General features: G+C 66.0%; 24 protein-coding genes. 17 read left to right on the top strand and 7 right to left on the bottom strand.

Going from position 1 to position 25030, the window contains the following annotated elements; genetic code table 11:
• Positions 1–499: 499 nt before the first annotated feature.
• Positions 500–1411, top strand: a complete 912-nt coding sequence (gene hemC / locus AC2A1N_RS16400) for a hydroxymethylbilane synthase (protein ID WP_242894450.1) — start codon at positions 500–502, stop codon at positions 1409–1411.
• A gap of 75 nt (positions 1412–1486) precedes the next feature.
• On the opposite strand, the gene AC2A1N_RS16395 is transcribed toward hemC, so the two are convergent.
• On the bottom strand, positions 1487–2263 hold the full coding sequence (locus AC2A1N_RS16395; protein WP_049413237.1) for a DUF481 domain-containing protein: 777 nt from the start codon (positions 2261–2263) through the stop codon (positions 1487–1489).
• 106 nt (positions 2264–2369) lie between these two features.
• Positions 2370–2972 (bottom strand): DUF2092 domain-containing protein, encoded by a 603-nt coding sequence (locus AC2A1N_RS16390; RefSeq protein ID WP_242894447.1) that lies wholly within the window; start codon positions 2970–2972, stop codon positions 2370–2372.
• An 80-nt stretch (positions 2973–3052) separates the two neighbouring features.
• Between AC2A1N_RS16390 and AC2A1N_RS16385 the strand changes: the two genes are divergently transcribed.
• Entirely contained in the window at positions 3053–4024 is a 972-nt protein-coding gene (locus AC2A1N_RS16385) for a helix-turn-helix transcriptional regulator (RefSeq protein ID WP_061479894.1), read from the top strand.
• 26 nt (positions 4025–4050) lie between these two features.
• On the top strand, positions 4051–4845 hold the full coding sequence (locus tag AC2A1N_RS16380) for a MetQ/NlpA family ABC transporter substrate-binding protein (protein WP_242894445.1): 795 nt from the start codon (positions 4051–4053) through the stop codon (positions 4843–4845).
• Between the two features lie 177 nt (positions 4846–5022).
• Here AC2A1N_RS16380 and glpK read toward each other — a convergent pair whose 3' ends face one another.
• The 3 genes from glpK to AC2A1N_RS16365 form a co-directional block, all read right to left on the bottom strand.
• Positions 5023–6522 (bottom strand): glycerol kinase GlpK, encoded by a 1500-nt coding sequence (gene glpK / locus AC2A1N_RS16375; protein ID WP_061479892.1) that lies wholly within the window; start codon positions 6520–6522, stop codon positions 5023–5025.
• A gap of 102 nt (positions 6523–6624) precedes the next feature.
• Positions 6625–8109, bottom strand: a complete 1485-nt coding sequence (glpD, locus tag AC2A1N_RS16370) for a glycerol-3-phosphate dehydrogenase (protein WP_180871157.1) — start codon at positions 8107–8109, stop codon at positions 6625–6627.
• Positions 8110–8300: 191 nt separating this feature from the next.
• Positions 8301–8936: an OmpW/AlkL family protein gene (locus AC2A1N_RS16365; RefSeq protein ID WP_484372875.1), complete on the bottom strand. Its 636-nt coding sequence runs from the start codon at positions 8934–8936 to the stop codon at positions 8301–8303.
• A gap of 186 nt (positions 8937–9122) precedes the next feature.
• On the opposite strand from AC2A1N_RS16365, the gene AC2A1N_RS16360 reads away from it, so the two are divergent.
• The 3 genes from AC2A1N_RS16360 to lpdA all read left to right on the top strand — a co-directional run bounded on the left by AC2A1N_RS16360 (position 9123) and on the right by lpdA (position 13439).
• Entirely contained in the window at positions 9123–9638 is a 516-nt protein-coding gene (locus AC2A1N_RS16360) for a DNA-deoxyinosine glycosylase (protein ID WP_061479890.1), read from the top strand.
• Between the two features lie 167 nt (positions 9639–9805).
• Entirely contained in the window at positions 9806–11524 is a 1719-nt protein-coding gene (aceF, locus tag AC2A1N_RS16355) for a dihydrolipoyllysine-residue acetyltransferase (RefSeq protein ID WP_242893603.1), read from the top strand.
• Between the two features lie 106 nt (positions 11525–11630).
• Complete coding sequence (gene lpdA, locus AC2A1N_RS16350) at positions 11631–13439, top strand: dihydrolipoyl dehydrogenase (protein ID WP_065178009.1); 1809 nt, start codon at positions 11631–11633, stop codon at positions 13437–13439.
• A gap of 642 nt (positions 13440–14081) precedes the next feature.
• Here lpdA and AC2A1N_RS16345 read toward each other — a convergent pair.
• On the bottom strand, positions 14082–14900 hold the full coding sequence (locus AC2A1N_RS16345; protein WP_061479888.1) for a hypothetical protein: 819 nt from the start codon (positions 14898–14900) through the stop codon (positions 14082–14084).
• Positions 14901–15356: 456 nt separating this feature from the next.
• On the opposite strand from AC2A1N_RS16345, the gene AC2A1N_RS16340 reads away from it, so the two are divergent.
• From AC2A1N_RS16340 to AC2A1N_RS16300, 9 genes are all read left to right on the top strand, one after another.
• A complete protein-coding gene (locus tag AC2A1N_RS16340) occupies positions 15357–15722 on the top strand; it encodes a hypothetical protein (protein WP_014648497.1) in 366 nt (121 codons plus the stop codon).
• A gap of 31 nt (positions 15723–15753) precedes the next feature.
• A complete protein-coding gene (gene atpB, locus AC2A1N_RS16335; RefSeq protein ID WP_005411134.1) occupies positions 15754–16554 on the top strand; it encodes a F0F1 ATP synthase subunit A in 801 nt (266 codons plus the stop codon).
• Between the two features lie 73 nt (positions 16555–16627).
• On the top strand, positions 16628–16933 hold the full coding sequence (gene atpE / locus AC2A1N_RS16330; protein ID WP_005411133.1) for a F0F1 ATP synthase subunit C: 306 nt from the start codon (positions 16628–16630) through the stop codon (positions 16931–16933).
• A 106-nt stretch (positions 16934–17039) separates the two neighbouring features.
• Entirely contained in the window at positions 17040–17510 is a 471-nt protein-coding gene (locus tag AC2A1N_RS16325) for a F0F1 ATP synthase subunit B (RefSeq protein WP_005419512.1), read from the top strand.
• Between the two features lie 2 nt (positions 17511–17512).
• Positions 17513–18040, top strand: a complete 528-nt coding sequence (locus AC2A1N_RS16320) for a F0F1 ATP synthase subunit delta (RefSeq protein ID WP_005411131.1) — start codon at positions 17513–17515, stop codon at positions 18038–18040.
• A gap of 44 nt (positions 18041–18084) precedes the next feature.
• Positions 18085–19632: a F0F1 ATP synthase subunit alpha gene (gene atpA, locus AC2A1N_RS16315; RefSeq protein WP_005419511.1), complete on the top strand. Its 1548-nt coding sequence runs from the start codon at positions 18085–18087 to the stop codon at positions 19630–19632.
• 97 nt (positions 19633–19729) lie between these two features.
• A complete protein-coding gene (gene atpG, locus AC2A1N_RS16310) occupies positions 19730–20593 on the top strand; it encodes a F0F1 ATP synthase subunit gamma (RefSeq protein ID WP_005411129.1) in 864 nt (287 codons plus the stop codon).
• A 37-nt stretch (positions 20594–20630) separates the two neighbouring features.
• Positions 20631–22037 carry a F0F1 ATP synthase subunit beta gene (gene atpD, locus AC2A1N_RS16305; protein WP_005419510.1) on the top strand — a complete coding sequence of 469 codons (1407 nt, stop codon included), beginning with the start codon at positions 20631–20633 and terminating at the stop codon, positions 22035–22037.
• Between the two features lie 113 nt (positions 22038–22150).
• Positions 22151–22573 carry a F0F1 ATP synthase subunit epsilon gene (locus AC2A1N_RS16300; protein WP_005419509.1) on the top strand — a complete coding sequence of 141 codons (423 nt, stop codon included), beginning with the start codon at positions 22151–22153 and terminating at the stop codon, positions 22571–22573.
• Between the two features lie 84 nt (positions 22574–22657).
• Here AC2A1N_RS16300 and AC2A1N_RS16295 read toward each other — a convergent pair whose 3' ends face one another.
• A complete protein-coding gene (locus AC2A1N_RS16295) occupies positions 22658–23041 on the bottom strand; it encodes a GtrA family protein (RefSeq protein WP_061479886.1) in 384 nt (127 codons plus the stop codon).
• Between the two features lie 83 nt (positions 23042–23124).
• On the opposite strand from AC2A1N_RS16295, the gene glmU reads away from it, so the two are divergent.
• Both glmU and AC2A1N_RS16285 read left to right on the top strand, forming a co-directional pair.
• Positions 23125–24492 carry a bifunctional UDP-N-acetylglucosamine diphosphorylase/glucosamine-1-phosphate N-acetyltransferase GlmU gene (gene glmU / locus AC2A1N_RS16290; RefSeq protein WP_242893601.1) on the top strand — a complete coding sequence of 456 codons (1368 nt, stop codon included), beginning with the start codon at positions 23125–23127 and terminating at the stop codon, positions 24490–24492.
• On the top strand, positions 24461–24994 hold the full coding sequence (locus tag AC2A1N_RS16285) for a GNAT family N-acetyltransferase (RefSeq protein ID WP_061479884.1): 534 nt from the start codon (positions 24461–24463) through the stop codon (positions 24992–24994). The genes glmU and AC2A1N_RS16285 overlap by 32 nt, the downstream gene beginning before the upstream one ends.
• Positions 24995–25030 lie beyond the last annotated feature (36 nt).

Here is a 25030-nt window from a genome sequence, read left to right as displayed (position 1 = left end):
CATCGGTGTAGCTACGACGGGTGATACGGGACATAAGGGACCTCCAAGTGCGATCAAAGTATCGCTTCTTGGCGTCCGCTGACGGGGGGCCAGATCAAACGGTCCCGCGCCCCCACCCCGGCCCAACCCTCTCGTTGTCTACTGCGTCGGACAGCAAGACCTTTGGTGTTGTTGGCTTGGAAAGAGGGGTCAGATCCCTTTTCCTGCGGAAAAGGGATCTGACCCCGGAAGCCGCCGGCTGTTGCTTTTGCTTCTGCTCCTTTCTTTTGATCTTCCGTGGCTGGCGCACACGGAAACTGTCAGAGGCCGGGCGGGATGGGCTGCGCAGGGGCGTGAGCCGCATGGATGCGGCGACCGAGCTTACATGGACGTACTTGCAGCGGCCCCTGCGCAGTCCATCCCGCCCGGCCAAGCACGGCTGTTGCTTTCACGCCCCCCAGCCAGCCACGAGGGGCTCCGCCGTTGGCCGTATCCGCGCCGAAGGCGCGATAATGGAGTGATGGAAACTGTCCGCATCGCTACCCGCAAGAGCCCGCTCGCCCTCTGGCAGAGCGAACACGTCGCCGACCGCCTGCGCCAGGCCCACCCCGGCCTGCACGTCGAACTGGTGCCGATGAGCACCCGCGGTGACGAGGTGCTGGACCGCTCGCTGGCCGCCATCGGTGGCAAGGGCCTGTTCCTGAAGGAACTGGAGCTGGCCATGCTGCGGGGCGAGGCCGACTGCGCCGTGCACTCGCTGAAGGATGTGCCGATGGAACTGGACGCGCCCTTCGCGCTGCCGGCGATGCTGACCCGGCACGACCCGGCCGATGGTTTCGTCTCCAACCTGTACGTCTCGCTGGACGCGCTGCCGATCGGCGCGCGGGTCGGCACCTCGTCGCTGCGCCGCCAGGCCCAGCTGCGCGCGCTGCGCCCGGACCTGGAACTGCTGGACCTGCGCGGCAACGTCAATACTCGCCTGGCCAAGCTCGACAACGGTGGCTACGACGCCATCGTGCTGGCGGTGGCCGGCCTCGAGCGCCTGGGCCTGGGCGAGCGCATCGTCGCGCGCCTGCAACCGCCGCAGTGGCTGCCAGCGCCGGCGCAGGGCGCGGTGGCGGTAGAGTGTGACGGAGGCAACACGCGCCTGATGGCGCTGTTCGCCACGCTTGATGACGCCGCCACGCGCGCTTGCGTGGAAGCCGAGCGGGCCATGAACCGCGCGCTGCATGGCAGCTGCCACGTGCCGGTGGCGGCGATCGCGCAGTGGCAGGGCGACGACCTGCACCTGCAGGGCTTGGTCGGCAGCGCCAGTGATGGCCGCGCCGTGCGTGCCGAAGCGGTGGGCCCGGCCCGCGATCCGGAAGCGCTGGGCCAGCAGGTGGCGAAGCTGCTGCTGGACGATGGTGCTGGCGAACTGCTGAACGTCTGAGCCATCGCAGGTAGTGCCGCGGCCAGCGGCCGGCACTACCGGAAGAAGAACGGGCGCCCTGGGCGCCCGTTCTGCTTATTTGAACTTGTAGACCACGTTCATCGTGGTCAGCGTATCGGTCTTGCGCTTGTCGACAGCGACGTCGCTGTTGTAACGCGCCTGCCAGCCGGCCTTCAGCGCCAGGTGCTCGTTCATGCTCACCGAGACACCGAAGTCGTTCTGGCCGAAGGTGTTGTACGAACCGGACTCGACCAGCAGCGTGTTCACCAGGTCGGTGTTGTCGGTCAGCGAGTACTTCAGGTCGAACAGGCCACGGCCGATCATGCCGGTACGGGTGCGGTCATCCTCGGTGCTGTGGGTACGGCGCACGCCGGGGCCGATCTGCGCGTCGAACGAAAAGCGCTCGGTGTTCCACAGGCGGGTGCCGTAACCCAGACCGAACGAGCTCTGGCGGTCGTAGGTGGCGAAGTCGTCGCGCTCGGTACGCACCGTGGCTGTCAGCTGGCGGTGCTCGCCCAGCTGCAGCGCGCTGCCCGCACTGCCGGTGTAGCGGTTGGCGGTGGTGTTGCTGCGGCGGGTGGTGGTGCCGTCGTCGTTGGTCTCGGTCACCTTGGAGCTGGAGCGCAGGCCGAACAGGTCCATGCTGTGCACCCAGTCGCCGTCGGTGTAGCGCAGGCGCAGGCGGCCGTTGAAGCTCTCGGTGCTGCTGTTGCCGCGTGCCGAGGCAAAGCCGAGCTCGCCGCCGCTGCCACTCCACGGCGAGGACATCGCCGCCAGTTCGGAGGCATCCTGCGCGTATGCGAGCGGCGCACACAGCAGCAGGGGGATCAGCAGGGACACGCGCAGGGACATCGAGGCTTCTCCGGAACGGTTAACAGCCGGTGATGATACTGGAAGCGTGATGGCGGTCCGAATCGATCCAAAGCGTGCTTCAGCGAACGTTGCCGCGATCGCCTATTCAGGGCAGATCGACACGCAATGCGGGGTCGTTGAAGCGCGAATAGCGCAGGCGCAGCTGGAAGCTGCGGCCATTGCTGCTGCCGCTGCGCACGATCTGGCGTGGCAGGCCCTGGGCATCCACCCAGTACTCCAGGCGTTCGCCGGGCTGGCTGCCGCGCAGCCGGTAGTGACGGGTCTCGACCCCGTCCAGCGCCTGGCTGCCGAGGTCTTCGGCCTTCAGGTCGGCGGGCAGGGCGTCGGCGGGCAGCGGGTTGCGCCACTGCTCGAGCAGGCCGGGCGGGGCCGGCACCTGGCGGATCGCACCGTCGGCCTGCAGGAACAGGGTGTCGCCGATGATGGTCTGCGGCCCGGCCGGGGTCTCCACCCGGAAACGGTCGGGTGCAACGAAGTCCATGGCGCTGCGTACCCGCTGCGGCGCGCCCAGCACCTCCAGTTCGGCGTGGAAGCTGCGCAGGGCGGCGAAACGCTGGCTGGCGCCCAGCACCGCCTGTGCCGGATCGGCGGCGGGTACCGGGGCCCCGGTGCCCGCCGGCGCCGGCGCGCGATCGCAGGCGGCCAGCAGCAGGCAGGCCAGCAGGGACAGGGCAGGCAACCGGCGCATCGGGCATTCCATGGGGTGGGGGCGACCACGATAGCCCAAACGTTCCACACAAGACCCGCGACTCGGACATAATCGGGGGTATGGACCGATACGAACGCATCACCGCCCTGCATCGTCTGCTCAAGTCCGCGCGCTATCCGGTGACGGTGGCGACCCTGCAGGACAAGCTCGGTTGTTCCCGTGCCACCGTCTATCGCGACCTGGCCTTCCTGCGCGATGCGCTGATGGCACCGATCGAGGGCGACGGCGAGGCCGGCTTCCGCTACCAGGCCGACGAGAGCGACCGCTTCGAGCTGCCCGGCCTGTGGCTCAGCTCGGAGGAGCTGCATGCCCTGCTGGCCTCGCAGCACCTGCTGGCGCGTACCGGCGGCGGCGTGCTGTCGTCGGTGCTGGCGCCGCTGCAGCAGCGCATCGAGAGCCTGCTGGCGGCGCAGGCCGGTGTTTCCAGTTGGCCGGTCGACCGCGTGCGGGTGATTCCGCACCGTGGCCGCAAGTTCGACGAAGGCAGCTTCCGCAGCGTGGCCTCGGCGGTGCTGGAGCGCCGCCAGCTGGCGTTCGAGTACCGCGCCCGCTCCACCGACGAGCCGACCAAGCGCACCGTCTCGCCGCAGCGCCTGACCCATTATCGCGACAACTGGTACCTGGATGCCTGGGACCATGACCGGGAGGCGCTGCGCAGTTTCGCGGTGGACCGCATCCACAAGGCACGGGTAATCGACAATGCCGCCCGCGATGTCGCCGACAGCGAGCTGGACGAGCAGCTCGGCGCCAGCTATGGCATTTTTTCGGGTGCGCCGAAGGGCTGGGCGACCATCCTGTTCAGCGCCAAGGCTGCGCGCTGGGTGGCCGACGAGCACTGGCATTCCAAGCAGCAGGGTCGTTTCCTGGCCGATGGCCGCTACGAACTGAAGGTGCCGTACAGCGTCTCGCGAGAGTTGCTGATGGACGTGCTGCACTATGGTTCGGATGCCGAGATCATCGAGCCGATCATGCTGCGCGAGCAGGCGAAGGCGCTGCTTGAGCTGGCCCTGAGCAACTACGAAAAATCCTGACACTCCCCCCGAGAACCCCGTCCCCCATGAAGAAGACCCTGTTGCTGTCCCTGCTCGCCGCTGCGCTGGCCCTGACCGCCTGCGGCAAGTCTGGCGAGCCCTCGCAGAAGCTGGTGGTGGCCGCCACGGCCGTGCCGCATGCCGAGATCCTCGAGGTGGTCAAGCCGATCCTCAAGCAGGAAGGCGTGGACCTGGACGTGCGCGTATTCAACGACTACGTGCAGCCCAACGACCAGCTGGTGCAGAAGCAGGTGGACGCCAACTACTTCCAGACCGAGCCGTACCTGGATGCCTACAACCGCGACCGCAAGACCGACCTGGTGAAGGTGATCGGCGTGCACATCGAGCCGTTCGGTGCGTACTCGCGCAAGGTCAAGTCGCTGGCCGAGCTGCGCGACGGTGCCGACGTGGTGATCCCGAACGATCCGAGCAACAACAGCCGCGCGCTGATCCTGCTGCACAAGGCCGGCGTGATCGAACTGAAGGACCCGGCCAACGCGCTGTCGACCCAGCGTGACATCACCGCCAACCCGAAGAACCTGAAGTTCCGCGAGCTGGACTCGGCGATGCTGCCGCGCGTGCTGGACCAGGTCGATCTGGCCCTGATCAACACCAACTATGCGCTGGACGCCGGCCTCAACCCGACCAAGGATGCGCTGGCGATCGAGAGCAAGGATTCGCCGTACGTGAACTTCCTGGTCGCGCGCCCGGACAACAAGGACGACGCCCGTGTGCAGAAGCTGGCCAACGCCCTGACCAGCCCGCAGGTGAAGGCCTTTATCGAGACCAAGTACAAGGGCGCGGTGCTGCCGGCGTTCTGATTGCGGCTGATCTGTTGATTTGAATGGTGGGTGTCGACCTTGGTCGATACTGCCTTCCCTGTAGAGCCGAGCCCATGCTCGGCTTTGCTTTTTTGCGGCGCCCCAACAACGGCAGCCGAGCATGGCTCGGCTCCACAGGGTCAACCCAGATGTCGCAGCAGGACGGGGGGCGCGGTTTCAATCGACGTGGAAGGCGAGGGTAGCCGCCACGGCCTGCTGCCATCCCGCATACAGCTTCTCGCGCCGGGACACCTCCATCTGTGGCTCGAAGCGCCGGTCCAGGCCCCACTGTGCAGCGATCTGTTCGCGGCTGGACCAGAACCCGACGGCCAGGCCGGCCAGATAGGCCGCACCGAGCGCGGTGGTTTCGGTCAACCGCGGCCGCAGCAGCGGCACACCGAGGATGTCTGCCTGGAAGCCGGCCAGGAAGTCGTTGCCGATCGCACCGCCATCAGCGCGCAGCTCAGTCAGTGCGATAGCGGCATCGGACTGCATGGCATCGAGCACGTCGCGGGTCTGGTAGGCCATCGCTTCCAGCGCGGCGCGCACGAAGTGCGCCTTGCGCGTGCCACGGGTCAATCCAAACATCGCACCGCGCACATCACTGCGCCAATAGGGCGCACCCAGGCCGACAAACGCCGGCACCAGATAGGCGCCGCCGCTGTCGGGCACCTGCGCGGCCAGTGCCTGGCTGTCGCTGGCGCGTTCGATCATGCGCAGTCCGTCGCGCAGCCACTGCACCACCGAGCCGGCGATGAAGATCGACCCTTCCAGCGCATACTCCACGCGCCCCTCCAGGCCCCAGGCAATGGTGGTCAGCAGGCCGTTGCGCGACCGCACCGCCTGCGCGCCGGTATGCATCAACATGAAGCAACCGGTGCCATAGGTGTTCTTGACCATGCCCGGCTGGAAACAGGCCTGGCCGAACAGTGCGGCCTGCTGGTCACCGGCGATGCCGGCGATCGGGATCGGGTGGTCGAAGAAGAACTGCGGCCGGGTGTGTGCGTACACCGCACTGGAGTCGCGCACCTGCGGCAGCATCGCACGCGGGATGTCGAGCAGGGCCAGCAGATCGTCATCCCAGTCCAGCGTGTGGATGTTGAACAACAGCGTGCGCGCCGCGTTGCTGTAGTCGGTCACATGCGCCTGGCCGCCGCTGAGGTTCCACACCAGCCAGCTGTCGATGGTGCCAAACAGCAGCTCGCCACGTTCGGCGCGCTGCTGCGCACCTTCCACGTGGTCAAGGATCCAGCGCACCTTGGTCGCAGAGAAATAGGCATCGATCAGCAGGCCGGTCCGCTCGCGGATCAGCGCTTCATGGCCTTCGGACTTCAGGCGTTCACAGATGGCGTGGCTCTGCCGCGATTGCCAGACGATGGCGTTGTGTATCGGCTGGCCGGTGGCACGGTCCCAGACCACGGTGGTTTCGCGCTGGTTGGTGATGCCCAGTGCGGCGATATGACGCGGGTCGATCTGCCCGCGGCTGAGCAGTTCGGTCAGCGTGGCATAGACGCTGGTGAGGATCTCGCGCGGGTCATGCTCGACCCAGCCGGGTTGCGGGAAGATCTGTGCAAACTCGCGCTGCGCGCTGCCGATGATGTCGCCGGCACGGTCGAACAGGATCGCGCGCGAACTGGTGGTGCCCTGGTCGATGGCCAGCACGTAGCGGGGCGTCATGCAGCGTCTCCGGTAGAACGGTCAGGGTAACTTACCTTTCTCTCTGTAGAGCCGAGCCATGCTCGGCTGCATTTGCACAACGCAGCCGAGCATGGCTCGGCTCTACAGAGTGGAGTGTTCGATCCACGCCTGCAGCCGTGTCACCTGCGCAGCGTCCAGCCGCAACCCCAGCTTGCTCCTTCGCCACAGCACGTCCTCGGCAGTGCGCGCCCACTCATGCTCGCGCAGAAAGGCCACTTCCCGGGCATGCAGACCGCCGCCAAACCCCTCGCCAAGATCGCGCAGGCCCCGTACCCCCTGCAGCAGTTCCGCACTGCGACTGCCATAGGCCCCGGCCCAGCGTCGCGCGATACCTGCGGGCAACCAGGGTGCCGATACCTGCAGATGCGCGCCCGCCTGCGCGGCGTCGCCCCAGTCGCTGCCTGGCAGCGGGTCTCCGTTTGCTGTCCACGCCGCTCCCATCTGCGGCAGGGCGGGCCGCAGCAGCTCCAGCGCTTCCTCGGCCAGCACCCGGTAGGTGGTCAGCTTGCCGCCCAGCACATGCAGTGCCGGTGCCGGGTCCACCTGCAGCTGCAGGCGGTAATCGCGGCTGAGTCTTGCCGCGCGCGGATCGGGATCAGCCAGCAGCGGACGGACGCCGGCGAACTGCCAGACCACATCTTCCGGCGCGATGGGTTCATGCAGGTAGCGATTGGCCGCTTCGCACAGGTACGCCACCTCTGAAGGCAGCACGCTGCAGCGCGCCGGGTCGCCGCGATAGTCGGTGTCGGTGGTGCCAACCAGCAGGTGGTCGTGGGCGAAGGGCAACAGGAACACCACGCGTCCATCGGGTTGCTGCAGCAGGCACGCGCTGTCATCGGGCCAGGGCCGGCGCAGGACGATGTGGCTGCCTTGTACCAGCCGCAGCGCGGGGCCGCCACTGCGTGCCTCCATCCGTTCCAGCAGGTCGCCGGCCCATGGCCCTGCCGCATTGGCGACGGCGCGCGCGGTCACCTGCTGCTGGCCATCGGCGGATTCCAGCACGGCCTGCCACCGGCCCTGCAAGGGCTGCAGGTCGATGCAGCGGCTGCGCACACGCACCTGTGCGCCCCGCTGCGCGGCATCCAGGGCGTTGAGCAGCACCAGTCGCGCGTCATCGACCTGCGCGTCGGCGTAGCTGAAGGCCTGCCGCAGATCCGGCGAGAGCCAGGGGCCGAGCGGATCGCGCTGAAGGTCCAGGGCGCGCGAGGCGGGAAATGCCGGGCTGCGACGGCCCAGGTGGTCATACAGCCACAGTCCCGCGCGTAGCATCCAGCGTGGGCGCAGATGGGGTTCCCACGGCAGCACAAAGCGCAATGGATGGACCAGATGGGGCGCCTGCCGGCGTACCACCTCGCGTTCGCCCAGCGCCTTGCGCACCAGCCCGAGCTCGCCCTGTTCCAGGTAGCGCAGGCCGCCGTGGATCAGCTTGCTGCTGGCGCTGGAAGTATGCGCGGCCAGGTCGTGCTGCTCGCACAGCAGCACGCGCAGGCCGCGGCCGCTGGCGTCACGGGCGATGCCGGCACCGTTGATGCCGCCACCGATCACCAGCAGGTCGACGTCGTCCATCGTGTCTCCGCGTCCTGTGTCTGTAGCCGAGCCCATGCTCGGCTGCTTTCCGGGTCAGCCGGGCAAGCTCGACTCTACAAAAAAGCAGCCGAGCGCGGGCTCGGCTCTACACGCAGAACGCCGGTGACGGAAACGACGACGGGCCCCGAAGGGCCCGTCGCGTTGCATCAGTGAAGCAGGTGCAGCCCGGATCAGAAGCGGGCGCCGATGCCGAAGCCGACGGTCCACGGATCCATCTTGGCTTCGCCGATCTTCTCGCCGCCAACCTTGATGTCCGGGCGGGCGCGCATGTAGCGGGCGTCAGCACGGGCGAACCAGGTGGAGTTGATGTTCATGTCGACGCCGACGGTGCCGATCACGCCCTTGGCATCCTTGAAGCGGATGTCGGTGTCAGCGCCGTTGCCCAGCTTCTCGTTGCTGAAGCTCGACTGGTAGTAGCCGACGCCCACGAACGGACGGAACACGTTGTCAGCCTGGCCGAAGTGGTACTGGCCGCTCAGCGCGACCGGCTGCTGCTCGACCGAGCCCAGGCGCGCGTTGTTCGGGCCCTTGAACTTGTTGTCGAGCTTGTCAGCGGCGCCCCACAGTTCAACGGCCCAGTTGTCGTTGATGTAGTAGCTGAAGCTGACGGTCGGCGCCGGGCCACCATCGGTCTTCTTCACGCCGGAGATCGGGTCGTTCTTCGGTTCCAGCAGCGAGATGCCGCCAACAACGGCAAAATGCTTGCCCGACGCGGTGTCGGTGCTGCTGCTGTCCTGGGCGAAAGCGGCCGGCGCGAAGGCGGCGGAGGTCAGCAGGGCGAGACTCAGGATACGGATGGAGCGCATGGGGGTATCTCCTAATGTTTCTTGTTTTGGGCCCCCGGTTGCGGGGCGAGCACACCGTAGTCGCCCCAACATGAATCGAATCCGACGCACGTTAAAAAATAGTTTTCCTTGTTCAGCGACGGGTACGGAACGCCTTTATTCATGGGGTTTCTGGCGCTCGGTGACATTCATGCAGTTGGAGAAGATGTGAGCACAGCAACGTTGTGCATCGGCCTGCAAGCGCAGGTGAACGTGGAGTGCAGGGTGCTGCTGCTGGGCTCGATGCCGGGCGTGGCGTCCCTGCAGGAGCAGCGCTATTACGCCCATCCGCGCAACCGCTTCTGGCCGCTGATGGCCGACATCTGTGGTTTCGAGGCGGATCTGGCCTACGCCGCGCGGCTGCAGGCATTGAATGCCGCGGGCATCGGTCTGTGGGATGTGATCGGTCGCTGCGAGCGTCGAGGCAGCCTGGATGCGGACATCGTGCGTGGCACGGAAGTGGCCAATGCACTGCCGGAACTGATCGCCACGTTGCCTGAGCTGACGCTGATCGGCTGCAATGGCGGTGCATCATGGCAGGCGTTCCAGCGCTGGGTGCTGCCGCAGCTGGAGGCCCCGCCACAGGTGGTTGCATTGCCCTCGACCAGCCCGGCCAATGCGGCGTGGTCGTTGCCGCGCCTGCGCCAGGCCTGGCAGCCGGTTGCAGACGCACTGGCGACATGAAGCGGACATCGTCCGGACAATACGCTACCGACTGGTCGCGGCCGGGACCCGTGGGCAACAGCCTGTCCCGGCTGCGTGCGTACTGAAAACACCTGTAACGGTTGGCGCTGGACCCCGCTGGCCGCACAATAGACGTTTCCCTACACCAGATTGCCGGAGTTATCCCCATGGCCGAAATCAAGGAAGCACTTGTCCCCGATATCGGTGACTACAGCGATATCCCGGTAATCGAGGTGCTTGTCGCCGTCGGCGACACGGTCAAGAAGGACCAGGGCCTGGTGACGCTGGAAAGCGACAAGGCGACCATGGAAGTGCCGTCCTCGGTGGCAGGCGTGGTCAAGGAACTGAAGGTCAAGGTGGGCGACAGCCTGTCCGAAGGCAAGGTCGTGGCGCTGATCGAAGTGGCCGAAGGCGAAGCCGCCGCGCCGGCACCGGCCAAGTCCGCCGCCCCGGCTGCCGCCCCGGCTGCCGCCACCCAGAGCGCGCCGGCCCCGGCCGCTGCTGCGGCGGCCGCTCCGGCCACTCCGGCCACCAGCGGTGGCGCAGTGGAAGCGCTGGTGCCGGACATCGGCGACTACGCCGGCATCCCGGTCATCGAAGTGCTGGTCGCCGTCGGCGACACGGTCAAGAAGGACCAGGGCCTGGTCACGCTGGAAAGCGACAAGGCCACGATGGAGGTGCCGTCGTCTGTGGCCGGTGTGGTCAAGGAGATCAAGGTCAAGGTGGGCGACAACCTGTCGCAGGGCGACGTGGTTGCCATCATCGAGGCCGAAGGCGCTGCCGCGCCGGCACCGACCAAGGCGGCGGCTGCCGCTGCTCCGGCTGCCGCCGAGACCGCCACCAAGGTCGAGCCGGTCGCTGTGCCGGCACAGCCGGACAAGCTGGCGGCGCGCGAGATCGCTTCGGCCGGCACCCCGTCCAGCCCGCCGGTGCAGTTCAACGCCGATGGCGTGCTGCCGGCCAAGGTGCCGTACGCCACCCCGGCGGTGCGCGTGTTCGCCCGCGAGCTCGGCGTGGACCTGCTGCAGATCAACGGCACCGAGAAGGGCGGCCGCATCACCAAGGGTGACGTGCAGAAGTTCGTCAAGGCCGCGCTCAGCGGTGGTGTGCCGGCTGCCGGTGGTGCTGCCGTCGCTGCCGGCGGTGGCCTGAACCTGCTGCCGTGGCCGAAGGTCGACTTCAGCAAGTTCGGCGAGACCGAAGTCCAGCCGCTGTCGCGCATCAAGAAGATCTCCGGCGCGAACCTGGCCCGCAACTGGGCGATGATCCCGCACGTCACCCAGTTCGAACAGGCCGACATCACCGACCTGGAAGCCCTGCGCGTGGCGCTGAACAAGGAGAACGAGAAGGCCGGCATCAAGCTGACCATGCTCGCCTTCCTGATCAAGGCCAGCGCCGCGGCGCTGAAGAAGTTCCCGGAATTCAACGCCTCGCTCGATGCCAGCGGCGAAAACCTGACCCTGAAGAAGTACTTCCACATCGGCTTTGCCGCCGATACGCCGAACGGCCTGGTCGTGCCGGTCATCCGCGACGTGGACAAGAAGGGCGTGGTGCAGATCGCGCAGGAAACCGGCGAGCTGGCCAAGAAGGCGCGCGACGGCAAGCTGGGCCCGGCCGACATGAGCGGCGGCTGCTTCTCGATCAGCTCGCTGGGCGGCATTGGCGGCACCGCGTTCACTCCGATCGTCAATGCACCGGAAGTGGCCATCCTGGGCGTGTCCAAGTCCTCCATCCAGCCGGTCTGGAATGGCAAGGAGTTCGCGCCGAAGTTGATGCTGCCGCTGTCGCTGAGCTACGACCACCGCGTCATCGACGGCGCCCTGGCCGCACGCTTCACCACGTACCTGTCGCAGGTGCTGGCCGACATGCGCCGCGTGCTGCTGTAAGGCATCGCTTCGCCCCCACCGTGCGGCCGCTGCCCCTGGCGCGGCCGCGTGAACAGATGCAGTGACAGCCCGCCGGCCCTGCCGGCCGGGCACAAGGAAAACCACCATGGCCACGATTGAAGTCAAGGTTCCCGACATCGGCGATTACAGCGATGTTCCGGTGATCGAAGTGTTGGTCGCCGTCGGCGACACGGTGAAGAAGGACCAGGGCCTGGTGACCCTGGAGTCGGACAAGGCCACCCTGGAAGTGCCGTCCTCGGCGGCCGGCGTGGTCAAGGAGATCAAGGTCAAGCTGGGCGACACCTTGTCCGAAGGCGCCGTGGTCGTGGTGCTGGACGCTGAAGGCGCCGCCGATGCCCCGGCCAAGGCCGCTGCGCCGGCTCCGGCTGCGGCCGCTCCGGCCAGCAAGCCGCCGGTGACCCCCTCGCACCGCGCCCCGGCCGAGCCGGTGGCACCGAAGCCGGCGCTGTCCAGTGGCAAGCCGGCCGACATCGAATGCGAAATGGTCGTGCTGGGCTCCGGCCCGGGCGGCTACACCGCCGCCTTCCGCGCCGCCGACGTTGGCCTGGATACGGTGCTGGTCGAGCGCTACGCCAGCCTCGGCGGCGTCTGCCTCAACGTCGGTTGCATTCCGTCCAAGGCGCTGCTGCACGCCGCCGCGGTGATCGACGAAGTGGCCCACGCCGGCGATTTCGGCGTCGAGTTCGGCAAGCCGACCATCACCCTGGACAAGCTGCGCCAGTACAAGGAAAAGGTCGTCAACCAGCTGACCAAGGGCCTGGCCGGCATGGCCAAGCAGCGCAAGGTCCGCAACGTGCAGGGCGTCGGCAGGTTCATCTCGGCCAACGAACTGGAGATCACCGCCGCAGACGGCAGCACCCAGCTGCTGCGCTTCCAGAAGTGCATCATCGCCGCGGGTTCGCAGGCGGTGAAGCTGCCGAACTTCCCGTGGGACGACAAGCGCGTGATGGATTCCACCGACGCGCTGGAGCTGGCCGAAGTGCCGGGCTCGCTGCTGGTCGTCGGCGGCGGGATCATCGGCCTGGAAATGGCCACTGTGTACAGCGCACTGGGCAGCAAGGTCACCGTGGTCGAGTTCATGGACCAGCTGATGCCGGGCGCTGACAAGGACCTGGTCAAGCCGCTCGCCGACCGCCTGAAGAAGCAGGGCATCGAAGTGCACCTGAAGACCAAGGCCTCGGGCGTCACTGCCGATGCCAAGGGCATCACTGTGACCTTCGAGGCGGCCGAGGAAGGCCAGGCGCCGGCGCTGGCGCAGGGCACCTTCGACCGCGTGCTGGTGGCCGTGGGCCGCTCGCCGAACGGCAAGAAGATCGATGCCGAGAAGGCCGGCGTGCAGGTCACCGAGCGTGGCTTCATCCCGGTGGATCGCCAGATGCGCACCAACGTGCCGCACATCTTTGCCATCGGCGACATCGTCGGCAACCCGATGCTGGCCCACAAGGCCACGCACGAAGGCAAGCTGGCCGCCGAAGTGGCTGCCGGCCACAAGAAGGAGTGGGTGGCCCGTGTGATTCCGTCGGTGGCCTACACCAACCCGGAAATCGCCTGGGTCGGCGTGACCGAGACCGAAGCCAAGGCCAAGGGCCTGAAGGTCGGCGTGGCCAAGTTCCCGTGGGCTGCCAGTGGCCGCGCGATCGGCATCGGCCGTACCGAGGGCTTCACCAAGCTGATCTTCGACGAAGAGACCCACCGCATCATCGGTGGTGCGATCGTTGGCGTGCATGCCGGTGACCTGCTGGCCGAGATCGGCCTGGCCATCGAGATGGGTGCGGAAGCCGAAGATATCGGCCACACCATCCACGCCCACCCGACGCTGAGCGAGTCGGTGGCGATGGCGTCGGAAATCTACGACGGCACGATCACCGATCTGTACATGCCGAAGAAGAAGTAAGGCGCCTGCGCCTTCACGAACGAAAAGCCCTGGCATCTGCCGGGGCTTTTTGTTTCTTCGTTCGACGCCGTTGCGAGCGTTCGGGCCGCTGCGCGGGTGGCAGGCATTTGGACAAATGTCCCCCGTTGCCCGCCTGCGGCGGTCGCCTCCTCCTTTACTTTGTCCAAATGCCTGCCACCCGCGCAGCGGCTCGGCTTGCGGAAAGTCGAGAGTCGGTGCTCAGGCCGCCTGGATGCATGACACGCGGAGGGAGCGGGAGCTGTGTGCGAAGTAAAGGAGGAGGCGTCGGCCTCAGGCCGGCGCCGGGGGACATTCGCACGCAGCCCCCGCTCCCTCCAGCGCTCGACCCAGCTTGCATCTGCGGCAACTGCCACCGCTCGCAGCGGCTCGGCTTGCTGAAAGTAGAGCCACTGCCACTGCAAAGGCCGCGTGGATGCCTGATACGCGGGGGGAGAGGGGCTTGTGTGCGAAGTAAAGGAGGAGGCGTCGGCCTCAGGCCGGCGCCGGGGGACATTCGCACGCAGCCCCCTCTCCCCCCGCGCTCGACCAACCCGCTTCTGCTTGACCGTGCAAACAAAAAAGCGCGGCCCCGATGTTCCGGAGGCCGCGCCAGGAGAGAGAATGCCGTGGAAGGGGCGGGTGTCAGAACACGAAGCTGACGCCGGCCACCGGGCCCTTGAATTCCTGCTTCAGGCCGATGGTGCCGTCGCTGCCCTTCTTGTCCGCATCGAGCTTGAACCAGTCGTAGCCGGCGAACACACCGAAGTTCCTGGTGAAGCGGTAATCGACGATGGCGTTGGCGCGGCTCAGATCGCCCTTGTAGTCATCGAAGCTGCCCCAGCGCGTGTTGAGGTACTGGCCCTGCAGGGTGATCATCCACTTCTCGGACGGGGTGAAGCTCAATCGCGCACCGACCACCGGCGCCACGCCGTCGGTCTTCTCGTTGAGGAACTGGCCTTCGTACACGGTGCCCAGATCGGCGTAGGCCTTGGTGCTGACCTTGGCGTACTCGGCACCCAGCTGCAGGCCCAGGTCGAACGTATCGGTGTCCACCACCGAGTAGTCATAGACCAGGCTGGCCACCTGGTACTTCAGTTCGCCCTTGACGAAGCTGCCGGACGGCACGTTGACGTCACCGAAGGAGATGTCCTGGCCGAGGGTCTCGCGGCGATCCTTGTCGTACTTGAAATAGTTGAACAGCAGGCGCTGGCGGTTGCTGATGCGGAACATGCCGTCAATGCGCGGCTCCCACTCCTTGCCACCCAGCTTGAAGTCCTCGGAGAAGCCGATGTCCTGGCCGGCGACATTGGTCTTGCCGCGGAGCGTGTTGTCCGAGTCGATGTTCATCGCACCCAGGCGCAGGGCAAAGCGGTCGTCGCCTTCGGCGGCGTGGGCGGCGGTGGCGAACGAGGCGCCGGCGGCGAGCAGGGAGAGAGCGAGCAGGGTGGGTACGGGGCGCATCGAAGAGTCCTTGCAGTGGTTCATCAGAATGAAGACCACTGTGCCGGACAGGCCCGTCCACCATCCGTGAACGTATGGTCCACGGCATGTGCACGGTTCAGTGCTGTCGCGACGATGCAAAAAGATGGCCCCGGAGACGGGCTTCGGGGCCATCGTGGGACCTGCGGGGTGGAGCCGACGAGGATGCTGCAGGCAGGTCGAAAGATCGGACCCGCGCATCCGGCGAAAGTTCCTCGCCTGCGACCAAAGTTCAATACTGCGGTGCAGCATCATGCGGACGTCATTGTCCCCCGGGTGGTACGCAAAAATGTAACCGTTACCGCAACTTGCGGCTTCCCGGGATGAACAGGCAGCGGTTGTCTCGCAAATTGTCCCATTGCTATAATTTGGCGGCTCGATGAGGCCCCCCTGCTGTAGCCGCCTCAGCCTTCCACTTGCAACCACGCGGGACGTCCTGTGCTGAACTCCGTTGACGCGGGTCGGCGACTGATGCTGCGCGCCGCGGTCTACCCGCTGGCCGCGGTCGCTGTCCTGGCCCTGGCCTTCCTGCTGGTCGGTCCGAAATACGCCCTCGGCGCGCTGGCGTCCGGTGTGGCCATTTCGGCCGGTGGCTGGGTGGCGGCAAGGATGGCGCTGGGGGGCGGTGCGGTGGCCGCAGGATCGGCGATGGCTCGCCTGATCATTGCGATCGTGGCCAAGTGGGTCGTGGTTTTCGGCGTCCTGCTGGTGGGGTTCCTGGTCTTCAAGCTGCCTGCATTGGCGCTGTTGGCCGGTATCGCCGTCGGCTTGATGTTCCAGGTCCTGGCCATGGCCAGGCGTTGACAGAATTCAATTAACTGAAGGTTCCGGACACATGGCGGGCGAGGCTCTAACCCCTACCAGCTACATCCAGCATCACCTGCACAACCTGACCGCGCCGGTCGGCAAGGGTGAGGGTATGTTCTGGCATATCCACGTCGATACCTTCCTCACTGCGGTCCTGATGGGCCTGGTGATCGTTGTCGCGTTCTGGCTGGGCACCCGCAAGGCCACCGCCGGCGTGCCGGGCAAGTGGCAGGCCTTCGTCGAGATCTGCCTGGAGTTCGTCGACCGCCAGGCCAAGGACACCTACCACGGCAAGAGCAAGCTGGTCACGCCGATCGCCATCACCATCTTCTTCTGGATTCTGCTGATGAATCTGCTGAAGATGATCCCGGCCGATTTCATCGCCAAGCCGCTGGAATGGGCGGGCGTGCACTACTGGAAGCCGGTCCCGACCGCTGACGTCAACGCCACCCTGGGCATGGCCATCAGCGTGTTCTTCCTGATGCTGTTCTTCGCGCTCAAGTCCAAGGGCCTGGGCGGCTTCATCAAGGAATTCCTGACGGCGCCGTTCGGCAAGTGGATGATGCCGTTCAACCTGATCCTCAACATCGTCGAGTGGCTGAGCAAGCCGATCTCGCTGGCGATGCGACTGTTCGGCAACATGTTCGGCGGCGAAATCGTGTTCCTGCTGATCTGGGTGCTGGGTGGTGCCGGTTTCTTCGGTGCCATTGCCGGTGGTGTGTTCGGCCTCGGCTGGATGCTGTTCCACCTGCTGGTGATCCCGCTGCAGGCCTTCATCTTCATGATGCTGTCGATCGTGTACCTGAGCCTGTCGGAAGACGCTCACTGAGTTTCAAGCTTCAACGCGTTTCAACCTTCATCCGTTTCATCACCCTTAGCAACTTAAGTTCCTGGAGATAACCATGTACTTCGCCGTCCTGACCAACTTCGCGCAGATTCAGAGCTCCACCGCCCTTGCCGTCGGCATCATGATCGGCCTGGCCGCGCTGGGCGCCGGTCTGGGTCTGGCCATCATGGCTGGTAAGTTCCTGGAGTCGGCCGCCCGCCAGCCGGAACTGATCCCGGTCCTGCAGGTCCGCATGTTCATCACCGCCGGCCTGATCGACGCCGCGTTCATCATCTCGGTCGCCGTTGGCCTGCTGCTGGCCTTCGCCAACCCGCTGTCGGCTGCCTTCGCTGGCGCCGTCACCAAGGCTCTGGCCGGCTGATACAGCGGTTTGAGACGACCGGGTGCTGATGCACCCGGTTTCGGATGAAGGCCGGATGTGCCGCTTCGGCGGCGCGTCCACCCCGAAACCAGCGATCGAGCTAACCATGAATATCAATTTCACCCTTCTTGCGCAGGCGCTGGCCTTCGCTGGTCTGATCTGGATCATCGCGACCAAGATCTGGCCGCCGCTGATGAACGCGATCGAAGAGCGCCAGCAGAAGATTGCTGAAGGCCTCGCTGCTGCCGACCGCAGCCAGAAAGATCTGGCCCAGGCGCAGGAGAAGGTCAACGAAGCGCTGAAGGAAGCCCGCACCAAGGCCAACGAGATCATCGATCAGGCCCATGCGCGTGCCAACCAGATCGTTGATGCTGCCCGCAACGAAGCGATCACCGAAGCCACCCGTCAGAAGGAACTGGCCCAGGCTGAAATCGACGCCGCCGCCAACCGTGCCCGTGAAGATCTGCGCAAGCAGGTGTCCGCGCTGGCCGTGACCGGTGCCGAAAAGCTGCTCAAGCGCGAAATCGACGCCAACGCCCACAAGGCGCTGCTCGACGAGCTGGCCTCGGAGATCTAAGGATGAGCCAGGCCCTCACGCTTGCCCGCCCGTACGCCCGCGCCGCGTTCGCGACCGCGCGCGACGAAGGCGCGTTCGCGCCGTGGTCGGACGCCCTGGCGTTCTCCGCCCACGTCGCCGCCGATCCGCGCGTGGCGGCCCTGCTCGCCAACCCGGAGCTGGGTCGTGACGACGCCGTCGCCCTGCTGGCGCCGGTGTCCCACGGCGAGACCTACTCGCGCTTCCTGGCCATCCTGGCCGAATCGCATCGCCTGCCGCTGCTGCCGGAAATCTCCGGCATGTTCGACGCCCTGCGCGCCGAAGCCGAGCACGTGGTCAAGGCCACCGTCACCTCGGCTGCCGAACTGTCGGCCGGTGAACTGGACGCGATCAAGGTCGCGCTGCGCAAGCGCTTCAACCGCGAGGTCGACGTGACCACCGCGGTCGATGCCTCGCTGATCGGCGGCGCCGTGATCGACGCCGGCGACGTGGTCATCGATGGTTCGCTGAAGGGCAAGCTGGCCCGTCTGCAGACCGCGCTCGCTAACTGAATTCATTTAACGTCCGGCCCCGCTGCCGGCACTAGGACTTGACGATGGCAACCACGCTCAACCCCTCCGAAATCAGCGAACTGATCAAGAACCGCATCGAGAAGGTCAAGCTGGCCGCGGAATCGCGCAACGAAGGCACCGTGACCAGCGTGTCCGACGGCATCGTGCGCATCTTCGGTCTGGCCGACGTGATGCAGGGCGAAATGATCGAACTGCCGAACAACACCTTCGCACTGGCCCTGAACCTGGAGCGCGACTCGGTCGGCGCCGTGGTCCTGGGTGACTACGAGCACCTGCGCGAAGGCGATGTCGCCAAGACCACCGGCCGCATCCTGGAAGTGCCGGTCGGTCCGGAACTGCTGGGTCGCGTCGTGAACGCGCTGGGCGAGCCGATCGACGGCAAGGGCCCGCTGGGCACCGACCTGACCGCTCCGGTGGAGCGCGTTGCTCCGGGCGTGATCTGGCGCAAGTCGGTCGACCAGCCGGTGCAGACCGGTTACAAGTCGGTCGACTCGATGATCCCGATCGGCCGTGGCCAGCGCGAGCTGATCATCGGTGACCGCCAGACCGGCAAGACCGCCATGGCGATCGATGCGGTGATCAACCAGAAGGGCACCGGCATCAAGTGCGTGTACGTTGCGATCGGCCAGAAGGCTTCGACCATCGCCAACATCGTGCGCAAGCTGGAAGAGAACGGCGCGCTGGCCCACACCATCGTGGTGGCCGCGACCGCTTCCGAATCGGCTGCCATGCAGTACATCAGCGCCTACTCGGGCTGCACCATGGGTGAGTACTTCATGGACCGCGGCGAAGACGCGCTGATCGTGTACGACGATCTGTCCAAGCAGGCTGTCGCCTACCGCCAGATCTCGCTGCTGCTGAAGCGCCCGCCGGGCCGCGAAGCCTACCCGGGTGACGTGTTCTACCTGCACTCGCGCCTGCTGGAACGCGCTGCCCGCGTGTCCGAGGAATATGTCGAGAAGTTCACCGAAGGCAAGGTCACCGGCAAGACCGGTTCGCTGACCGCGCTGCCGATCATCGAAACCCAGGCCGGCGACGTGTCCGCGTTCGTTCCGACCAACGTGATCTCGATCACCGACGGCCAGATCTTCCTGGAAACCGACCTGTTCAACGCCGGCATCCGCCCGGCCGTGAACGCCGGTATCTCGGTGTCGCGCGTCGGTGGCTCGGCCCAGACCAAGATCATCAAGAAGCTGTCGGGCGGCATCCGTATCTCGCTGGCCCAGTACCGTGAACTGGCTGCCTTCGCGCAGTTCGCCTCGGACCTGGACGAAGCGACCCGCAAGCAGCTGGAGCGTGGCCAGCGCGTCACCGAGCTGATGAAGCAGAAGCAGTACGCGCCGATGTCGATCGCCAACCAGGCGCTGTCGATCTACGCCGTCAACGAGGGTTACCTCGACGACGTGCCGGTCAACAAGCTGCTGGCGTTCGAAGAAGGCCTGCACGCCCACTTCGCCAATACCCAGGGCGAGCTGATCAGCAAGGTCAACGCTACCGGCGGTTGGGACAACGACATCGAAGGTGCCTTCAAGAAGGGCATCGCCGAGTTCAAGACCACCGGCAGCTGGTAATCGCGGTCCTGTAGAGCGGAGCCACCGGCTCCGCTGGACCAGATGACAAACGGTTGAACAACGCGGGGCATCAGCCCCGCGCCACGGGAAACAAGAGATGGCAAGCGGACGCGAAATCAAAACCAAGATCAAGAGCGTGCAGAACACCCGCAAGGTGACGCGCGCCCTGGAAATGGTCTCGGCCTCCAAGATCCGCAAGGCGCAGGATCGGATGAAGACCTCGCGTCCGTACGCGCAGGCGATGAAGCAGGTGATCGGTCACCTGGCCCAGGCCAGCACCGACTACCAGCATCCGTTCCTGGTCGAGCGTGAGCAGGTAAAGCGGGTCGGTTTCATCGTGATCTCCTCCGATCGCGGTCTGGCCGGCGGCCTGAACAACAACCTGTTCCGCAAGATGCTGGGCGAAGCCAAGGCATGGCAGGACAAGGGTGCCGAAGTGGACCTGGTGACCATCGGCCAGAAGGCATCGACCTTCTTCCGCCGCGTGAAGGTCAACATGGTCGGCAGCGTGACCCACATCGGCGACGTGCCGAAGCTGGAATCGCTGATCGGTGTGATCAAGGTCATGCTCGACGCCTTCACCGAAGGCAAGATCGACCGCGTGTACCTGGTCTACAACCGCTTCGTGAACACCATGGTGCAGAAGGCCAGCTTCGATCAGCTGCTGCCGCTGCCGCCGGCCGAGAAGCAGGTCGCTCACCACGACTGGGACTACCTGTACGAACCCGATGCCGCGACCGTGCTGGAGCACGTGATGACGCGTTACATCGAGTCGCTGGTGTACCAGGCACTGCTGGAAAACGTCGCCTCCGAGCATGCCGCACGCATGGTTGCGATGAAGGCGGCGAGCGACAACGCCAACAAGCTGATCGGCACTCTGCAGCTCGTCTACAACAAGGCGCGCCAGGCAGCGATCACCCAGGAAATCTCCGAAATCGTCGGCGGCGCGGCAGCAGTCTGACCGCGTTCGTTCAAAGCACACATTAGAGGATGCAGCAATGAGTCAGGGCAAGATCGTTCAGATCATCGGCGCGGTCGTCGACGTCGAATTCCCGCGTGAATCGGTGCCGAAGGTGTACGACGCACTGAAGGTCGAAAACACCGAGATCACCCTCGAAGTCCAGCAGCAGCTGGGCGACGGCGTGGTGCGTACCATCGCCCTCGGTTCCACCGACGGCCTGAAGCGCAACCTGGTTGCCGTCAACACCGGCCGCGGCATCTCGGTGCCGGTCGGCGCCGGCACCCTGGGCCGCATCATGGACGTGCTGGGCCGTCCGATCGACGAAGCCGGCCCGGTCGCTGCCAGCGACAACTGGGAAATCCACCGCGCTGCGCCGTCGTATGAAGACCAGTCCCCGGCCACCGAGCTGCTGGAAACCGGCATCAAGGTCATCGACCTGATGTGCCCGTTCGCCAAGGGCGGCAAGGTCGGCCTGTTCGGCGGCGCCGGCGTCGGCAAGACCGTCAACATGATGGAGCTGATCAACAACATCGCCAAGGCGCACAGCGGCCTGTCCGTGTTCGCCGGCGTGGGTGAGCGTACCCGTGAGGGCAACGACTTCTACCACGAAATGAAGGACTCCAACGTCCTGGACAAGGTGGCGATGGTGTACGGCCAGATGAACGAGCCGCCGGGCAACCGCCTGCGCGTCGCGCTGACCGGCCTGACCATGGCCGAGTACTTCCGCGACGAGAAGGACGAAAACGGCAAGGGCAAGGACGTCCTGTTGTTCGTCGACAACATCTACCGCTACACCCTGGCCGGTACCGAAGTGTCGGCACTGCTGGGCCGTATGCCGTCCGCAGTGGGTTACCAGCCGACCCTGGCCGAGGAAATGGGCGTCCTGCAGGAGCGCATCACCTCGACCAAGAACGGCTCGATCACCTCGATCCAGGCCGTCTACGTTCCCGCGGACGACCTGACCGACCCGTCGCCGGCGACCACCTTCGCCCACCTGGACTCGACCGTCACCCTGTCGCGTTCGATCGCCTCGCTGGGTATCTACCCGGCCGTCGATCCGCTGGACTCCACCAGCCGCCAGATGGACCCGCTGGTCATCGGCCACGAGCACTACGACACCGCCCAGCGCGTCCAGCAGACCCTGCAGAAGTACAAGGAACTGAAGGACATCATCGCGATCCTGGGCATGGACGAACTGTCCGAAGAGGACAAGCAGGCCGTGTCGCGCGCCCGTAAGATCGAGCGCTTCTTCAGCCAGCCGTTCCACGTGGCCGAAGTGTTCACCGGTTCGCCGGGCAAGTACGTGCCGCTGAAGGACACCATCCGTGGCTTCAAGGCCATCGTCGATGGCGAGTACGACCACCTGCCGGAGCAGGCGTTCTACATGGTCGGCGGCATCGAAGAAGCGGTCGAGAAGGCCAAGAAGATGGCCGAGAAGGCCTGATCCGGGACGGGCAGGAGCGATCCTGGCCGACCTGACGCCGGCGCCGGGCAACCGCCCGCGCCGGTGGACCCCCACGGTGGCATTGCGCCGCCGCGAACAGCGAAGAGATTTGCATGAGCACGATCCGTTGCGACATCGTCAGCGCCGAGCAGGAAATCTTCCGTGGCGAAGCGACCCTGGTCGTGGCCACCGGTGAGCTGGGCGAACTGGGCATCGCGCCCAAGCACGCGCCGCTGATCACCCGCCTGAAGCCGGGCAAGGTGGTGGTGACCACGCCGAACGGCGAGCAGCTGGATTTCGCCATTTCCGGCGGCATCCTGGAAGTGCAGCCGCAGGTGGTGACCGTGCTGGCCGACACCGCGATCCGCGCGCAGGACATCGACGAAGCCTCGGTCCGCAAGGCCAAGGAAGAAGCCGAGCGCATCCTGGCCAACCGCGGCGAAGCGATGGAAGTGGCCGAAGCCCAGCAGAAGCTGGCTGAAGCCGTCGTCCAGCTGCAGGCACTGGAACGCCTGCGCAAGAATCTCAAGCACTGAGGTTCGCGCTGCACCCACGAGAACGCCGGCCCTGTGCCGGCGTTTTTGTTTCTGCTGGCAGCGCCGGGGCGTGTGTCGGTGGTATCAGCGATACACCACATGGCGCATCAACAGGAACGACACGCATGCCAGCCCGCCTTCCACCAGCGGCTTGGCCAGCCACGTGTACTGCAGGCCCAGCGCCTGGTCGACCAGGCTGACCAGCAGCGTGCTCGCTGCCGTCAGCAGCAGCCACAGCCCGAAGAAGCGTGCGAAGCGCTTCCATCCCAGCTTGCCGGCACCGGCCTCGGCAAAGGTGTAGCGGCCGTTGAGCCAGAAGCCCAGCAGCATGCCGGCCAGGCGACCGGCGATGTTGGCCGGCGCAACCGGCATGCCCAGCGCGGTGGCGACCACGAACACCAGCCAATCGACCAGCAGCTGCACGAGCCCGATCACAAGGTAGGTGCTTCCCTGGCGGAGCAGGCTCATCAGCATGGTGAAGGAGGAGGGATGCCCATGTTAACGGCCCACGCTCTAGAATCACCGGCAACGAACTACGGACTGCTGCTCCCATGACCCAAGCCCTGCACGTCATCATCCTCGCCGCCGGCGCCGGCAAGCGCATGAAGTCGGTGCTGCCGAAGGTGCTGCAGCCGATCGCCGGCCAACCGATGCTGGCGCACGTGATCGATGCGGCCCGCGAGCTGCAGCCGGCGGCCATCCACGTGGTTTACGGCCATGGTGGCGAGGCGGTGCGTCAGTACTTCGCCGGCCAGCCCGACCTGCAGTGGGCCGAACAGGCCCAGCAGCTCGGTACCGGCCACGCAGTGGCGCAGGCAATGCCGCAGGTTCCCGACGCTGCGCAGGTGCTGGTGTTGTACGGCGATGTGCCGCTGATCCGCGCGCAGACCCTGCGCGACCTGCTGGCGCAGCCGGGCCGGCTGGCAGTGCTGGTGGCCGATGTCGATGACCCGAGCGGTTACGGCCGGGTGCTGCGCGATGCAGAGGGCAAGGTGGGCGCCATCGTCGAGCAGAAGGACGCCACCGACGACCAGCTGCGCGTGCGCACGGTCAACACCGGCATCATCGCCGCAGAGTCGACCGCGCTGCGCCGCTGGTTGTCGCAGCTGTCCAACAGCAATGCGCAGGGCGAGTACTACCTTACCGATGTGTTCGCGTTTGCCGCGCATGAGTACACCCCGGCCGAGATGGCCCTGGTCGCCGATGCACAGGAGGCTGAGGGCGCGAATGATCCGTGGCAGCTGTCGCAGCTGGAACGCGCCTGGCAGCGCCGTGCGGTGCGTGCGCTGTGCGCTCAGGGCGCGCGCGTGCGCGACCCGGCACGCCTGGATATCCGTGGCACCGTCACCGTGGGCAGCGACGTGCTGATCGATGTCGACGTTGTTCTTGAAGGCAACGTCGTGCTCGGAGACGGCGTTACCGTAGGCCCGTTCAACCGGCTGAAGGACGTCAACCTGGGGCCCGGCACCGAAGTGCGCGCGCATTGCGACCTGGAAGGCGTGGTGACCGAAGGTGCCGCGCAGATCGGCCCGTTCGCACGCTTGCGGCCGGGTACCGTGCTGGCCGATGGCGTACACGTCGGCAACTTCGTCGAAACCAAGAAGGTCACCCTCGGCGTCGGCAGCAAGGCGAACCATCTCACCTACCTGGGTGACGCGGTGATCGGCAGCAGGGTGAACATCGGTGCCGGCACCATCACGTGCAACTACGATGGCGTGAACAAGTCGACCACCACCATCGGCGACAACGCCTTCATCGGCTCCAACAGCTCGCTGGTGGCGCCGATCACCATCGGCGAGGGCGCGACCATCGCTGCCGGGTCGGTCATCACCCGCACCGCGCCGGACGGCAAGCTGACGCTGGCACGTGCACGACAGGAAACCATCGATGGCTGGAAGCGCCCGGTCAAGAAGTCCTGAGCCACGGGTGCCGCGCACCGATGAGCTGGGTGTGCTGCCGGCGATCGAACAGCGTGCAGGTGAACTGCTGAGGGGCCACGAGGCCTATCCGGTGTTTGCCGGCCACGGCCTGGACCTGCCGACGCTGCAGGACGGTCGTGAGCGTGGACAGCTCTGGGTGGTGGATGGCGCCGGCGGCGGCATTGCCGGCTACCTGCTGGCCGGCGACCTGGCAGGCGAGTTCCATGTCCTGCAGATGGATGTGGATCCAGCGCACGCGCGTCGTGGCCATGGCCGTGCATTGCTGCGGCATGCCTTGGCGCAGGCCAGGGCCACCGGCTTTGCTGCAGCGGTGCTGACCACCTTGAGCGATGTGCCGTGGAATGCAGCCTTCTATGCCAGCGAAGGATTCGTTGAAGTGCCGGAGGCGGAGTGGAACGATGGCCTGCGCGCCGTCATGGCCGAAGAGGCCGCGCTCGGGTTTCCGATGCACCTGCGGGTGGCGATGCGGCGGGTCTGGTAGGTGCCGACCCTGGTCGGCACATCCACGCATGGCGTG

The organism is Stenotrophomonas maltophilia group sp. SKK55 (genome assembly GCF_057179845.1).
This window is presented reverse-complemented; position numbering and strand designations above follow the sequence as displayed.